The organism is Pelosinus sp. UFO1 (assembly GCF_000725345.1).
In the GTDB taxonomy this organism is placed as follows: Bacteria; Bacillota; Negativicutes; order DSM-13327; family DSM-13327; genus Pelosinus.
This window is the reverse complement of sequence record NZ_CP008852.1, coordinates 5,028,869-5,042,939: the sequence shown is the minus strand read 5'-3', so window position 1 is coordinate 5,042,939 and position 14,071 is coordinate 5,028,869. Positions and strand designations below refer to the sequence as shown.

Genomic DNA, 14,071 nt, shown 5'->3' with positions numbered 1-14,071 from the left:
GTCTTCAGACGCAGGCAGAAGCCTTAGTCGTTCTTACTTGGAATCAAGGAAGTGCTATACTTTCTGATTCCGTAAAAAATGCTGAGCGCAATTCGAGCACTCAGCATTTTTTATTATTTTTTCATGGTTCCGGCAGTTTTTATTAGAGCCGTCACCAATTCAGCACTATTATATAAATCAATTTCCTTAATGTATTCATCTGTTGTATGTACTTTATTCATCCCTACTCCCAATACAGCTGTAGGTACTCCATAATTATTAAAGAAATTAGCATCACTGCCGCCACCTGTCGCTTTAATTTCTGGAGTTAAGCCAATACTTTCGGTTGCATTCACCGCAAGTTTTACTACTGGGGCATCTTCTGATAATACATAAGGACCATAAGCTTTATTTACCTTTACCTCAGCACGTGCACCGTTATCCACTGCCACTTTTTCAAAGGTTTCCTTCATATGAAGGGTTTGCTTTTCCAATTTTTCCATGTTACGGCTGCGGGCTTCGCACTTTAACTCTACCACATCGGGTACAATATTAGTCGCAATACCGCCACTAATTATACCTATATTGGAAGTAGTTTCAAAATCAATACGTCCAACCTGCATTTGGGCTAATGCCTTACCAGCTACCACAATGGCATTAATGCCTTCTTCTGGAGCAACACCTGCATGGGCCTTTTTGCCATGAACTACTGCCATAATACTATTTTGCCCAGGTGCCATAGTAATTACTTCACCAGGTGCACCACTAGAGTCAAGGGCATAACCAAAATCAGCTTTCAACAAGCTTGGATCAATATTCTTTGCTCCATTTAAGCCCCCCTCTTCAGCCACCGTAAACACAACTTGAATCGGGCCATGAGAAATATTTTCTTCCTTAATAACACGCAAGGCTTCTAAGATAGCTACGATCCCGGCTTTATCATCTGCACCAAGAATCGTATCGCCAACAGAAGTGATCACTCCGTCCTTAAGTTGAGGTTCTATGCCACCACAAGGTTCCACACAGTCCATATGAGCGCTTAACATTAAAGTGGGCGCATCCTGCAAGGTCCCTTTGCTATAAGCAAGTACATTACCACAATTACCGCCAATTTTTTCGCCTACATTGTCTTCGGTAACTTCAAGTCCTAAATCCTTGAGACGTGCCTTAAGTAAATCGGCGACTTCACGTTCATCCCTAGTGGAACATTTGATTCTTACTAGTTCAAAAAATTCTTCTAACACTCTTTGTTTATTAATCATTCTACGACCTCCCTACAATATAACCAATAATTTTGTACTCCGTAGAAAAACACTATCTTACTTTTATAACATTCTTACAGCAAAATAATATTCCTGCCTAGGGAATGTAAAAATATAGTTTTTTCTCGATATTTTTTAATTTTAGCAGACATACTAGAGTAAAGTACTCATCGAGAAAAGGAAGATTATACACTATGCCTAAAATTATTGCTCTACAATCTACTGATCCAACACTAATTGATCTATTGCATGAGCAAGGCTACACTGTTATCGATATGTATGAAGCTCACCGCAATCGAGAGCTTGTTGATGCTTATCTCTATACCACCTATCATCCAGATGCCTTAACTGCTTATCATAGTGTAGCCGAACCAACAGATATTATCCTAGAAAACGAAGGGGAAATAGACCCCTTACCGACCACCCTTATGCTAAATATTTCAGGCCTACAGCCGGAACAAGTGCTGCTAATATTAGGGCGAAGACTATAAGAAAAACGCTACACGTCCTTTTTGAACCACAGAGGCGCAGAGGACCGCAGAGAAAAGATAGATAGAGTTATAAAATCCCCCCCTCAGCGTTCTCTGCGCCTCTGCGGTTCATCATCTTTCTCACTTCTTGGTAAAACTTATCAATCTTCCCTTTGTTACGATACCTTCACCAAATTTATTTTTCAGTTTATCAAGCGCTTCATACACAGCCGTTCGTTTATGATCTTGTTCATCAAATAGGGAAAGTTGGCTATCTCCTGCTTGCAAGTTCGATACAGTAATACCTAGTAACCGAACCCCTTCTTGCAAAGGTATTTGACGACAAATATGGATTGCCGTCTCATAGAGCGTTTCATCAAAATGAGTAGGTTCCGATAGGGTTTTACTACGAGTAATGGTTTTAAAAGATGCAAAACGCAATTTAACAGTAATGGTCCTGCCCTTGTATCCATGTTGCCTAAGCCGCCAGCCAACCTTCTCAGCTAATGCCAAGAGTTCGGTTTCAATTTGTCCTATTTGCCTAAGGTCAACAGGAAAAGTTAGTTCATTACCAATCGTCTTAGGCTCAAGTTCAGGAATGACGGGTCTATCATCTTGTCCATTGGCTAAGTTATGTATGGTATAAGCCATTTGTCCACAATGTTTTGCCAACTGAACTACGTCCGTTTTCCCCAATTGACCAATGGTGTAAATCCCCAAATTTTTCAAAATCTGCGCTGTAGCCTCTCCTACCCCCCACATCCGAGTAATGGGTAAATCATGAAGCATAGCTTTTTCTTCTCCTGGAGCAACCACTACAAGCCCATCTGGCTTTTGCAAATCGGAAGCCAATTTAGCTAAAAACTTATTAGGGGCTACCCCAGCGGAAGCTGTAAGCCCTAGTTCACTCTTAATACGTTCTTTAATACATTGGGCGATTGCTTTTGGACTATCATAAAGTTGATCCATTCCTGAAACATCTAAGAATGCTTCATCTAATGACAAGGGCTCAACGAGGGGGGAAAATTCAGAAAAAATTCGGTTTAGGTGAACAGAGACTCGGCTATACTTTTCGTGGTCACAAGGTAAAAAGACTCCTTCCCGGCAGCGACGTCTCGCTTCCACCATGGACATAGCGGAGTGTACACCAAAACGGCGGGCTTCATAAGAAGCAGTAGCCACTACCCCTCGATTTCCCATACCTCCAACAATCACAGGTTTCCCTTTTAATTCCTCATTATCTCGTTGTTCCACTGCTGCAAAAAAAGCATCCATGTCAATGTGTATAATCCAGCGCTCCATTATTTCACCAACTTTTAATTCACTTGTGATAATACTCTTTCTGACTATACAACAAACGCCTTCATCTTGTTCCCAAGATAAAGGCGTTAACTATTTTAAAATGGCGGAGCGACAGGGATTCGAACCCTGGCAGGCCTTACGACCTCTAACGATTTAGCAAACCGTCCTCTTGAGCCGCTTGAGTATCGCTCCATGTTATTTGAATGGCGGAGGGGGTGGGATTCGAACCCACGGACCCCTTACGAGATCGCTGGTTTTCAAGACCAGTTCCTTGAACCGCTCGGACACCCCTCCGGGCTCGGTAACACATTTATGATTATAACAGCATATCGTTTCCATGTCAACAGCAGTAGACATAAAATTTATAAATATTTTTATAGTAAGTGACCACGATTGGCAATCACATTAATAACACCACTATCATACTTGAAAATGGGGATACGCCGCAATTCAAATTCAGGAGACTCTTTGAGACAAATGCCTTCCCGTACAGTAAACCCTGTATTATAACCCACATTTTTGGCTATTTGTACAACTGCCTCATTATAGCTTCCCCGCGGATAAGCAATCGCATCCACTTTTTTTCCTAAAACACTCTCTAATATGGCTTTTGAATTAACTAATTCATCATAAACAGCAGTTTGATCAAGCTCTCCTAAGGCTCTGTGTGTTACTGAATGGGAGCCAAAGGACATGCCGCCTTGTTCCATTTCCACAATATTCTCAGGAGTAAGCCGATCTTGCGTCCATAACATATCCGTAATAATAAAAAAAGTTCCCACCATTCCATGCCTTTTTAATATCGGATAGGCATTTTGAAAATTGTCCAAATAACCATCATCGAAAGTAATCAAGACAGGTTTTTCTGGCAACTCCACATTGCGGTCACTCATAAAGTTTTGGAATTCTCCTAAGGTAATACTGCAATAACCTCTTTGCTGCAAACTGTCTAAATCATTAGAAAATCGTTCTGGAGTAACAGTCAGATTATCTGTCGTATATCCTACTCGATGATATGCCAAAACAGGAATTTTACGATAACCAGATCCACCACTAACAGCGACCTGAAATAGTAATTCCGAGGTACTTACACCGACCAGTGTACTAAAGCACACTTTTAAGAAGCTACGACGTGAAATCATCACTATGACCCCTTTCCACCAAGGAACCTAATTTTAATATACTGTATACATTCCTCTTAAGGTTATTGTATCATTATCTATATTTTTTTCCCATATTTTTTATTCTTTTTTGTAGAATTTTCTTATTGGTCCAATCGATAGTAAGACCATACACAATGTAGACCTTTCAGAGTACCACCACACTGGCAATTTTCATGACCACATACCCTAGAACATACCGTGTCCACTCCCGACTTGCTGACCCGCTCTGAAACTTCTTTCACTGGTTGAAGGGCTCGCCCTCTCTTTATTTTATAACCAGTCCGTTTATCTCCTAGTTTACAGAACCACTGCCACAACTTCAAAGTAGAACCCCTCCTCTCGCTTTTGCTTTTAGTATACGCTACTGCACTTCCTTTGCCTATGACATAGATCACAAATTTAACTTACTAACCTACGTCTCGCTAAATATTTGTATAGCCATTATAATGATGACTATATTCTCCATCCTTAAGCAGAAAGGCAGGATTCGTAATGAAACAACTTGACCAGCACCGACAGGAAGCTTTTGTACAACAATTATTTTCCAGCATTGCTAAGCGGTATGATATATTAAATGCACTCTTTACTCTAAACCAAGATACTTATTGGCGAAATTTCGCCGCAGCGAAAGCTGGTCTAAAAGAAGACAATTCCGTCCTTGATGTATGTTGCGGCACAGGAAAGTTATCCCTTTCCTTAGCAAGATACCTAGGATCCAGTGGGAAAATCATCGGCCTAGATTTTTCAGAAAGTATGTTACTTGAGGCCAAGCAAAATATTCAAAAATCCCCTTATCAACAAAATATCACCCTCATACAGGGCAATGCCCTTAAATTACCCTTTGCTGAAAATTGTTTCGACTGTACTACCATTGGTTTCGGCCTTCGAAATGTATCCGATATAAAGAGCACCTTAGAAGAAATGTATCGCGTGACAAAACCTGGTGGCACTGTATTATCCTTAGATTTATCTAAGCCTAGTGCACCTATCTTTAAACAACTCTATTACCTTTATTTTGAGAACTTACTCCCCTTTTTAGGGAATTTAGGTTTTACAAAAAATCGCCCTTACTACAATCTTCCTGCTTCTTTGAAAACCCTTCCCCACCAATCCGTTATTGCAGATATGTTCAGCCAAGTAGGTCTACAACAGGTTACCTACCACCAACTAACTGGAGGTATCGCAACTGTACATTTAGGAAAGAAATAAATTTAGTCAGGTAAATCTTTATTTTTTAACTGAAAAGGGGAAAAGGATTTTAAACATAAAAAAGCTCAAGGAATATAATCCTTGAGCTTTTTCTACTTGTTCTTATATTTTGATTCTACTATCTACTACATTCCAATTAATACTTTTGAAAAAATTTGCTATATATTGAGGTCTTTTTAAACCATAGTCTAACATATAAGAATGTTCCCAAGCATCTAACACCAATAAGGGGGTACGGTCTACAGGATGCCCGCTATGATGTTCATCTAGCCAAAGATTATTTAATTTTCCATTGTTGTTATCTTGGCATAGCATAGCCCAACCAACGCCTTGCATACTAGCTGTAGTCTTAAAGTCTTCTTCCCATGCTTCATAACTGCCGAAGTTTTCCTTCAATAGTTTTAATAATGAGGAGCTAAGGTGAATCTCATTTCGTCCACCCAAATTTTCAAAATACAATTCATGCAAACGCATACCAGCAACTTCCTGATCGATTCGTTGCTTAAGCCCTGCATATTCTATGGGGTCTGCCTGTCCTTCTGCTAAGGTGTTTTCAATATGCGCTACAATTTCATTCGCGTTTTTAACATATCCATTGTATAAGTTAAAATGATTTATTAAGAGCGTGTCACTAAAACCCTGAATCCCCAAAAGATCACTATAGTCCTGCGCTTGATATGACATCTGCCTTCCCTCCACGTTAAGTATTTCTGCACTAAGCAATCGTTCTTTTTATATGGATATGTTTGTAATTAATTACTAGCATATCCGCTTTTTTATATTATATGATATTGTTTTTGTATTATATCACGTTACAGCTGTCATTGCTTCATCAATACAGCATTTATACAGTATACTTTTTTTTACGTGTTATAATGAAAATAATTATCAATAAAGATTTAAAGGATGGATACGAATGGACGTTTTAAAATCAATCATTTTTTTTGTTTTAGCTGGCTTATTTGAAATTGGTGGCGGTTACTTAATTTGGCTTTGGGTTCGAGATGATAAAGGTATTAGCTATGCAATCTTTGGCGCTATGATCTTAGTAGCATATGGATTCATCCCTACATTACAACCTGCTAATTTTGGACGAGTTTATGCCGCATATGGAGGAATTTTTATCGTCCTTTCTATCTTGTGGGGTTGGGGCATTGATAAAATCGCCCCAGATAAGTTTGATATGATCGGAGGGCTTATTTCCCTTGTAGGCGTAATAATTATTATGTACTGGCCTAGGTGATAGATTTAGCAATATTATGAAGAAAGGCTTTGATGCATCTTTTTTAACCGCAGAGATACAGAGGACACAGAGAAAATATAGGTAGGGTTACATTTCAAAAGTAGCGTTAATAACATGAAAACTATCCTAACTATAGATAGCAGGTATATTTTTAATTATAAATCTTGATAAATTAAGAAAAAGAAGCTGCCAGTTATAACTTGACAGCTTCTTTTGTACTAAATACATATAAATATTTTTCTTTTACTGGCTGTTTGAAAATCCGTTCTACTGCATCAGCATATAGATTAAGCTGTATAGTATAGCGCTCAATGAGATCTTTGCTATCTGTGACCCAGTCGGTCTTATAATCCAATAATACTAAGCCACCATCCTCATCAAACAAGGCATCGATAACCCCTTGAATGAAGATTCCTTCACCCGCACCTGCCATATCATCATAGAACTTTTCCGCGGGAAGAACTAGGCTGAAAGGTAATTCTCGCCTTACCTTAGGTGAAGAACATAACCGCTGACCTAAGCTGCTTTGAAAAAAGGCTACCACACCTGCACTATCTACAATGTCAGCGTGTTCAGGTAAGATCATTTCCTTAGCAACCATATTGGCGATTTGTTCTTTAATACCAACCTCAGACAAATCCCCCTGTAAATCCATCTGTTGCATGATACTATGCATTAATGTGCCTCGTTCTGCACCAGTTAACCCCACGGACTGTTGAATAAACCGTGGGCGTAAAGCAATCGATTTTTTAGCAAAGTTTTGCTGACTACTTTCAACTACTTGCGTATCAAAACGCCGTTTGATTTCCGTCACCGACAACTTAGCAGGTTTTCCTACAATATGCTGATAGCCATATTGCCAGCCTAGCGTTTTCTCTACCCAGGCATAATCTTCTCCACCATCTACGGGTTGCAAGTTGCGAATATTCTCTAGCAGCGTGGCAGCTTCAGATTGCTCCTCATCTACCTCCAGTAATTGACTACGAGAATAAACATCTACTTGCCATTTTGACGGATCTTTAGAAAAAATTGGCCTCAGTTCTTGCTCGCACTCTCCATATACCCGAAGAGCAGTGCCACCCTCATGCCGAGCCACAGCAGGACACAACCAATCCAAATAGTTACTAGCCCCTGCAATGAGTGCGTCGGGCAATGTAGGTTGCGAGCGATCTGTATATTGGCACCACCCAGCCGCCTTTTTAGCCAATTTACTTACAGAGCCTACAAGAATCAGCTTTTCTCTTGCTCTTGTTAAAGCTACATAAAGAATACGTAATTCCTCTGCTTTGGTCTCCATAATAAGCTTATGACTAATGCCATGCCGTGCTAATGTAGGGTAACGAAAACGCAGTTCTGGATTGGTAACATAGGGCCCCACCCCTAAGACCTTGTGACACAACACCAACGCTTTACTATCTTGCAGATTGATATTCTTGCCTAAGTCCGCTACAAATACAAGTGGAAACTCAAGTCCCTTACTTTTATGAATACTCATAATCCGTACTACATTTTCACTTTCCCCCAAGGCTCTGGCAACAGCAAGGTCAGATCCTTTATCCTGCATACGCTCTACAAAACGCAAAAAGCGAAATAAGCCGCGAAAATTTGTTCCTTCATATTGACGAGCCCGATCATGCAGCGCTCTTAAATTGGCTTGCCTTAGCATGCCACCAGGCATACCTCCGACATAATCATAGTACCCCGTATCACGATAAATCTGCCAAATGAGTTCTGGAACACCTTTACGGCGAGATAAATTACGCCATTGTTCAAGCTGTTTCACAAAACTTTTCACTTTTTCCCGTGTTTTTTCGATTAGGCTTGCGTTATCCACCTCATGGCTCAAGGCGATCCACAATTCCTCCCCCTGACAGCACAAACGGACTTCTGCTAACTCTTCCGTCGTAAATCCTACCAAAGGCGAACGCAATACCGCCGCCAAGGCGATATCTTGACGTGGATTATCGATCACACTTAATAAAGATACCATGATCTGTACTTCGATTTCCCTAAAGTAACCAGCATCTAGTTCAGCATAAGCAGGTATACCTGCTTTTCTTAGTACATCCAGCATTACATTTGCCTTGCCTTTTACTGACCGGAGTAAAATAACGATATCTCGCCAAGCTAGGCTGCGATACTCTTTTAACCCTTTATCATACACTCGATAATTGCCTGTCATAAACTCGCTCATCTTTTTGGCAATTAAACGAGCCTCTAATTCAAAACCACTTAGTTCTGCCTCTTCCATTAACTCGGCTGCAGGGCCATCAGCGGCTTCTACGCCTTCCCCACTATCTATCTCCCCTTCGGAAGAACCCATTTGTACTTCCGCTTCATCCCGATCTACAATGCAGAGTTCCACAGGCCCTTCTAGCAGTTTGCCCTGCTCTCCTGGGTAATCAGGACCAGGATTAAGTTTCTCCGCCTCCCCATACTCTAGTTCTCCAATCCGGGGCGACATCAACTGCACAAAGAGAAAATTGACAGCATGAAGCACCCCCGCCCGACTACGAAAATTCTGGGATAAATCGATTCGAGCATACTGACTGCCAGCTGTCGGATACTGGCGATATTTTTCCATGAATAATTCCGGTTCTGCTAAGCGAAAACGATAAATACTCTGTTTAACATCACCCACTAAAAATAAATTAGGTTGTTTCGTACTTGCTACCAAACGCAAAATAGTTTCCTGTACCCCATTGGTATCTTGGTATTCATCCACCATTACTTCCGCAAAACGCTCCTGCAATTGGATCGCAACAGAAGAAGGTATGATCTCTCCTAGCTGACTTTCCGATGCAAGCAAAATTTGTAAACAAAAATGCTCCAAGTCATTGAAATCCAATACATCTTTGCTACGCTTTGCCTTGGCAAATTCCTGACCAAATTCAATCACCAACTTACCTAACGTATCTACCACAGGAGCAATTAGACGCATATCTGCCAATAATTCTTCTGCTGGGCGATCAAAGAAATGTACCTTACAGTCATTGATTTTATCTTTGACCTTCTGCCTGCCCCGTTGAAAATATTTCTTCATGGACTCATCTGTACCTTTTGGCACGGCAGCAATTTTCTCAAACTTACAACTTTCAATAGCACTAGCCAGACTTTCCCAGGAATGATTAGCTGCAGACAGCAGTTCATCAAGGACAGCCCGATCTGCCATAAAGGTATCTACATAGGCATCTATGCTGCCAGGTCTTCCAGCCTCTAGGCAAAGAGTATCTAATTGTTGCCCCGCCTGTTCTAAATCCAAGACTATTTTCTCCCGAATTAGCTTCGACCAAGGAGTTTGATCAACAGTAGCGGCTTCAGGCAAAGCAAACTCTTGTGAAAGACCAGCTATCCATTTTTCTGGCCAAGGATGACTCTGGGAGAAATTATATAATCCTAGTACCAATTGATACAAGGAATTGTCACTCTGCTCATCCCCATAGTGTTCTACTAAGTCTAAAAATGCCTCGTCCCCTTGGGCGTATTTCGCCTCAAATAAATTTTCCAGCACTTCTGTTTTCATAATTGTCACTTCTGCCTGGCCAGCAATGCGAAATTGAGGATCTAAATCTAAGAGATGAAAATTCTGCCGTACAATGTTTTGACAAAAGGCATGAATGGTAGAAATGGCAGAAGAATTGAGTAGTGCTAACTGCCGCTGAATATGCTCAGAACGAGGCTGTTTTTTTAATGCATCATTCAAAGCCGAGCCAATTCGCCCGCGCATTTCAGCCGCTGCCGCATTGGTAAAGGTAACAACTAGCACCTTATCTACATCAACTGGCTGCTCTTTATCTAATATACGGGAAATAATCCGCTCAACTAGTACAGAGGTTTTACCCGAACCAGCAGCCGCAGCTACTAATAGATTTTTATTCCGTGTTTCAATTGCCAATAACTGCTGCTCAGACCAACTCATTTGGTTTTACCTCCTGGCCTTGGGTAATTTCCCCCATAATAGTACTTTCATCTTGCTTTGCCAATCTACGATATTGATTCTCTGGCAACAAACTATCAAACTGACATACGGCACTGTACTGACAAAAGCCACAAGGTGTCCGTTTATCTAAAGCATACGGACTAATCTCGATTTTCCCCGCCATAATTTCCCGTGCCGTATCGACTAATTTTTGCTCCACATAGCTAAGTAATAATTGAAACTCTTCAGGTTCTTTGACATAAGACAAACAATTGCTATAAAAGGTATCATCCTTTTTCAAGGCAACCTTTAAGAATTCAGAATAACCATCAATGGTGTGATCCAATAACCGTATTACTTGAGAGTCGGCTAATACCCAACCTGGCATCTTTAAGAGTCCATTAATTTTTTTACAAATTTCATCGGCGTCTAACTTAATTTTATCTGAGAGATTCGGATTCTTTAAGAAATAATACAAAACTCCAGCAGGTAAACAGTCCTTATACGCTTTACTCGCTACCAACAGATACGTTAATAACTGGAGCCGCAAACCATAATATACATCCACCAATTTAAGCCAAGCTCCCCCTGACTTATAATCAATAATTAGCATATACTTTTTGCCTTCCAATTCCGCAATGTCCAAGCGATCAATCTGACCGACTATTTCCAAGGAAATATCATCTGGCAACATATAGACGAGAGGTGGCAAAGCATCCTCCCCCCGCCCGAATGATTTTTCCATGGCTATGGGTTTAAACGTACTTACCCGATCAAATTCTACTAGACGACGTACGGCACGAGTCACAGTCCGTTTCAGTCTGCCCACCAAGTGCTTATGCTGTTCCGAGCTTAACAAAATCTCATTTTGCAGTTTTGGCGCCAATTCTTCCACCACTTGGTTGACAATCTCCTTATATTCCCCTTCGCTCATACTACCCCAGTCACGCCCGGCATCTTGCAAGCTATCACCAAATCCTTTGAGAGCAGCATGCAAAAACTGCCCCCAGTCAGGTGCCTGTAAACGAAAAACGGCTCGTTCCTTAAGGCTTAAGCCATACTGCGCAAAATGTTTGAAGGGACAGGCCTGATAGGATTCAAAACGAGTAACACTGCCCCGCAGTTTATTTTGCTTCGGATATAAACGATTCGCCAAATTCCCCGGCAATGACTCTACCTGATTGTGATGAAACAACCCAGCTACGGCTCTTTGCACATACCATTCCAGCCCTTGTTCTTGTCTTGCCCAGTTATAAACATCCCACCACACGCCAGCAATCTTCTCACCGCTCTTGTAGCTTCGAAGTACGGCCGCCAAAGCGGAAATACTGCGTTTCCCATGAGCGATATACTGCTGTTCACTCCCAGTTATAGGCTCTACAGGCAAAGAATGAAACGGTACTCTTGCCAATTCTCGAATCCGTTTAATTAGCAAGGATGGACTAAGCCCCTTGCCTTCTTCATCTGCTAGAGGATAACTAAGCCATAAATACTCTTTAGCTCTTGTTAAGGCTGTATATACCAAAAACCGCTCCGCAAAAGAATCCGACTGTGAACCTGGGGCTAGTTCTAAACCAAACTGAATCATTTGCCCTCGTTCGGCATCAGTTAATAAACCTTCACCCCGCCCGCGCATGGGCAATACTCCATCATTTACCCCTGGAACATAAATACTTTTAATATTTACCAAGCTAGTCTGCTCCATAGGAGATACTGTAACATAGTCAAGCCCTGGAGGAATGAGACTGAGAGTAAGACCTTCCAAGCCTTCACTCAACATAATCCCATAATCGGCTACTGTCATCTCCTCTGTGCCGCAGATCTCCACAATTTGTTCTAATAACTGAATAACTTGATCCCATAACTGACGATGTTCCCTCGCCTGCTCCAAATCCCCTATTTCTTCGGCATGCACCGCCCACTGCTCCAATTTTTCGGGCACCATCAATCCTGCTAAAAATTCATATAAGGCTGTCGTCATCTCTAGTACCGTCGTTGCGGCTTTCATCTGTTGCTCCAAGAGCAGCAAAGGCGCAGAAGCTTTGCTTCTAACCTCATTGATAGTTTGAAGATGCTCTTGTTGTACCTCATTTAGTTCCGCATCTTCCCCTAAGGAAAAACGGCGAATAAATGTCCACAGCTGACCATTTGTCCATTTTGTACCGCGAATACCAAACTCCAATACGTAGTTTTCCAATTTATCAATATCATCCCGGGACAAATCAAATAAATCTGTCTTAAAACAGCGAAACAAAGGTTCATAACTCCATCTTTCCGTGATCACTTCTATACTAGAACGCAACAATTCCGCTAAAGGATGATGCACTGGTTGGCGTTTTCGATCACTAAAGAAAGGTATCTCATAGTCAGCTAACACAGTCTCCACAAGTTCAGCATAACTTTCTGGATCACGCAGCAGAATTCCAATATCTCGCCAACGATATCCTTCTTCCCGACATAACCGTAACATATCCCTTGCCATACCTTCGACTTCTATCCGGCGATTGGCAGCCTCCGTTACCACAGCTCCTTTGGTTTCACCTGCCCAAACTGCGGAAGGAAAAGTAAATAGCTGCGCTTCCATATGCCCTAGCAAGGGAGCCGTAAATCGTTGGTTCTGGGTTAACTCCACTTCTTCAATTTCAGCCCCCATTTTTCTTGCCATATCCAATAGCTTTCTTCGGGTGTCCCATTGACGATGAAATAAGGCTGTCTCACTTGCCTGCTCACTAGACTTGGCATCTGCCAAACACAAGGTAATGGTCACACTAGCAGAGTTTGCTAATAGCCCAGCTACTACATCTGCTTCTTGCGGATTGAACCAAGTAAAGCCATCAATCCACACCTCTGCTTGATGCAAAATAGCAGACTGGGGAATCTTCTTTGCCAATAAGGTAAGATAATCTTCCGGATCGGTATAACGCCCTTGCAAAAAGTTTTCAAAACCTTGATACACTAAGGCTAAATCATGAATTTTATCACCAATTGGCAAATCACCACATTGCCCTTCTATCTCTGCCAAAGATTCTGGAGATACACCATAGGCTTTAAACTCCTGAATCATACTGACTAAAATATCGGCGAAACTACGTTGGGCAGCCGCCCGATGAAATATCTTAAAATCTTCTCGATGCTCATGTAATAATTTATTCAATACGATCCGTTTCCCAAGTTCTGTAATATGAGGGCGAACCGCACCACCTGTTTCCATTAAGATTCGATGTGCCAAACGACGAAAACCGAAGACATAGGCCCTAGTAAAACCATCAATGCCAGGAGTAGATGCTAACTCATGCTCTACCTGAAAGGTAGCGTGCTCCGGCAAGATCATGATCATGGACCGTCCCTCTGGTGATGCCGCTAACATTTGACCCATTTCTTCTAAACAATACTGGGTCTTGCCACACCCAGCTCTTCCTATAATTAAACGAAGCTTCACTTGTGTTTCACCTCTAACTTATATCTTGCTATTGCAGTGATATTCGGTATAAGAAGGGAAAAGTCCTACCCTTTCCCTAGCTGTT

At 41.4% G+C, this 14,071-nt stretch carries 10 protein-coding genes and 2 tRNA genes; 3 read left to right on the top strand and 9 right to left on the bottom strand.

Annotated features, from left to right (window positions below):
• Positions 1–113: 113 nt before the first annotated feature.
• The gene (locus tag UFO1_RS23615; RefSeq protein WP_038674676.1) at positions 114–1,241 is read right to left on the bottom strand and encodes a M20/M25/M40 family metallo-hydrolase; all 1,128 of its coding nucleotides are present in this window, start codon (positions 1,239–1,241) and stop codon (positions 114–116) included.
• Between the two features lie 194 nt (positions 1,242–1,435).
• On the opposite strand from UFO1_RS23615, the gene UFO1_RS23610 reads away from it, so the two are divergent.
• Complete coding sequence (locus tag UFO1_RS23610; protein ID WP_038674674.1) at positions 1,436–1,732, top strand: hypothetical protein; 297 nt, start codon at positions 1,436–1,438, stop codon at positions 1,730–1,732.
• A gap of 120 nt (positions 1,733–1,852) precedes the next feature.
• On the opposite strand, the gene UFO1_RS23605 is transcribed toward UFO1_RS23610, so the two are convergent.
• From UFO1_RS23605 to UFO1_RS23585, 5 genes are all read right to left on the bottom strand, one after another.
• Positions 1,853–3,013, bottom strand: a complete 1,161-nt coding sequence (locus tag UFO1_RS23605) for a DNA polymerase IV (RefSeq protein ID WP_038674673.1) — start codon at positions 3,011–3,013, stop codon at positions 1,853–1,855.
• A 101-nt stretch (positions 3,014–3,114) separates the two neighbouring features.
• A tRNA-Ser gene (locus tag UFO1_RS23600) sits at positions 3,115–3,205 on the bottom strand.
• 12 nt (positions 3,206–3,217) lie between these two features.
• Positions 3,218–3,307: transfer RNA gene (locus tag UFO1_RS23595), tRNA-Ser, on the bottom strand.
• A gap of 80 nt (positions 3,308–3,387) precedes the next feature.
• Positions 3,388–4,155: a polysaccharide deacetylase family protein gene (locus UFO1_RS23590; RefSeq protein WP_038674672.1), complete on the bottom strand. Its 768-nt coding sequence runs from the start codon at positions 4,153–4,155 to the stop codon at positions 3,388–3,390.
• 122 nt (positions 4,156–4,277) lie between these two features.
• Positions 4,278–4,499: a hypothetical protein gene (locus tag UFO1_RS23585; protein WP_038674670.1), complete on the bottom strand. Its 222-nt coding sequence runs from the start codon at positions 4,497–4,499 to the stop codon at positions 4,278–4,280.
• Between the two features lie 169 nt (positions 4,500–4,668).
• On the opposite strand from UFO1_RS23585, the gene ubiE reads away from it, so the two are divergent.
• Positions 4,669–5,385: a bifunctional demethylmenaquinone methyltransferase/2-methoxy-6-polyprenyl-1,4-benzoquinol methylase UbiE gene (ubiE, locus tag UFO1_RS23580; RefSeq protein ID WP_038674669.1), complete on the top strand. Its 717-nt coding sequence runs from the start codon at positions 4,669–4,671 to the stop codon at positions 5,383–5,385.
• A gap of 102 nt (positions 5,386–5,487) precedes the next feature.
• Here ubiE and UFO1_RS23575 read toward each other — a convergent pair whose 3' ends face one another.
• Positions 5,488–6,069: a superoxide dismutase gene (locus tag UFO1_RS23575; RefSeq protein ID WP_038674667.1), complete on the bottom strand. Its 582-nt coding sequence runs from the start codon at positions 6,067–6,069 to the stop codon at positions 5,488–5,490.
• Positions 6,070–6,301: 232 nt separating this feature from the next.
• Here UFO1_RS23575 and UFO1_RS23570 point away from each other — a divergent pair, with 232 nt between their 5' ends.
• Positions 6,302–6,628 carry a YnfA family protein gene (locus UFO1_RS23570; RefSeq protein WP_038674665.1) on the top strand — a complete coding sequence of 109 codons (327 nt, stop codon included), beginning with the start codon at positions 6,302–6,304 and terminating at the stop codon, positions 6,626–6,628.
• Positions 6,629–6,821: 193 nt separating this feature from the next.
• Here UFO1_RS23570 and addA read toward each other — a convergent pair whose 3' ends face one another.
• Both addA and addB read right to left on the bottom strand, forming a co-directional pair.
• A complete protein-coding gene (gene addA, locus UFO1_RS23565) occupies positions 6,822–10,547 on the bottom strand; it encodes a helicase-exonuclease AddAB subunit AddA (RefSeq protein ID WP_038674663.1) in 3,726 nt (1,241 codons plus the stop codon).
• Positions 10,534–13,986, bottom strand: a complete 3,453-nt coding sequence (addB, locus tag UFO1_RS23560; RefSeq protein WP_038674661.1) for a helicase-exonuclease AddAB subunit AddB — start codon at positions 13,984–13,986, stop codon at positions 10,534–10,536. Before addB ends, addA begins: the two co-directional genes overlap by 14 nt.
• Positions 13,987–14,071: the final 85 nt, after the last annotated feature.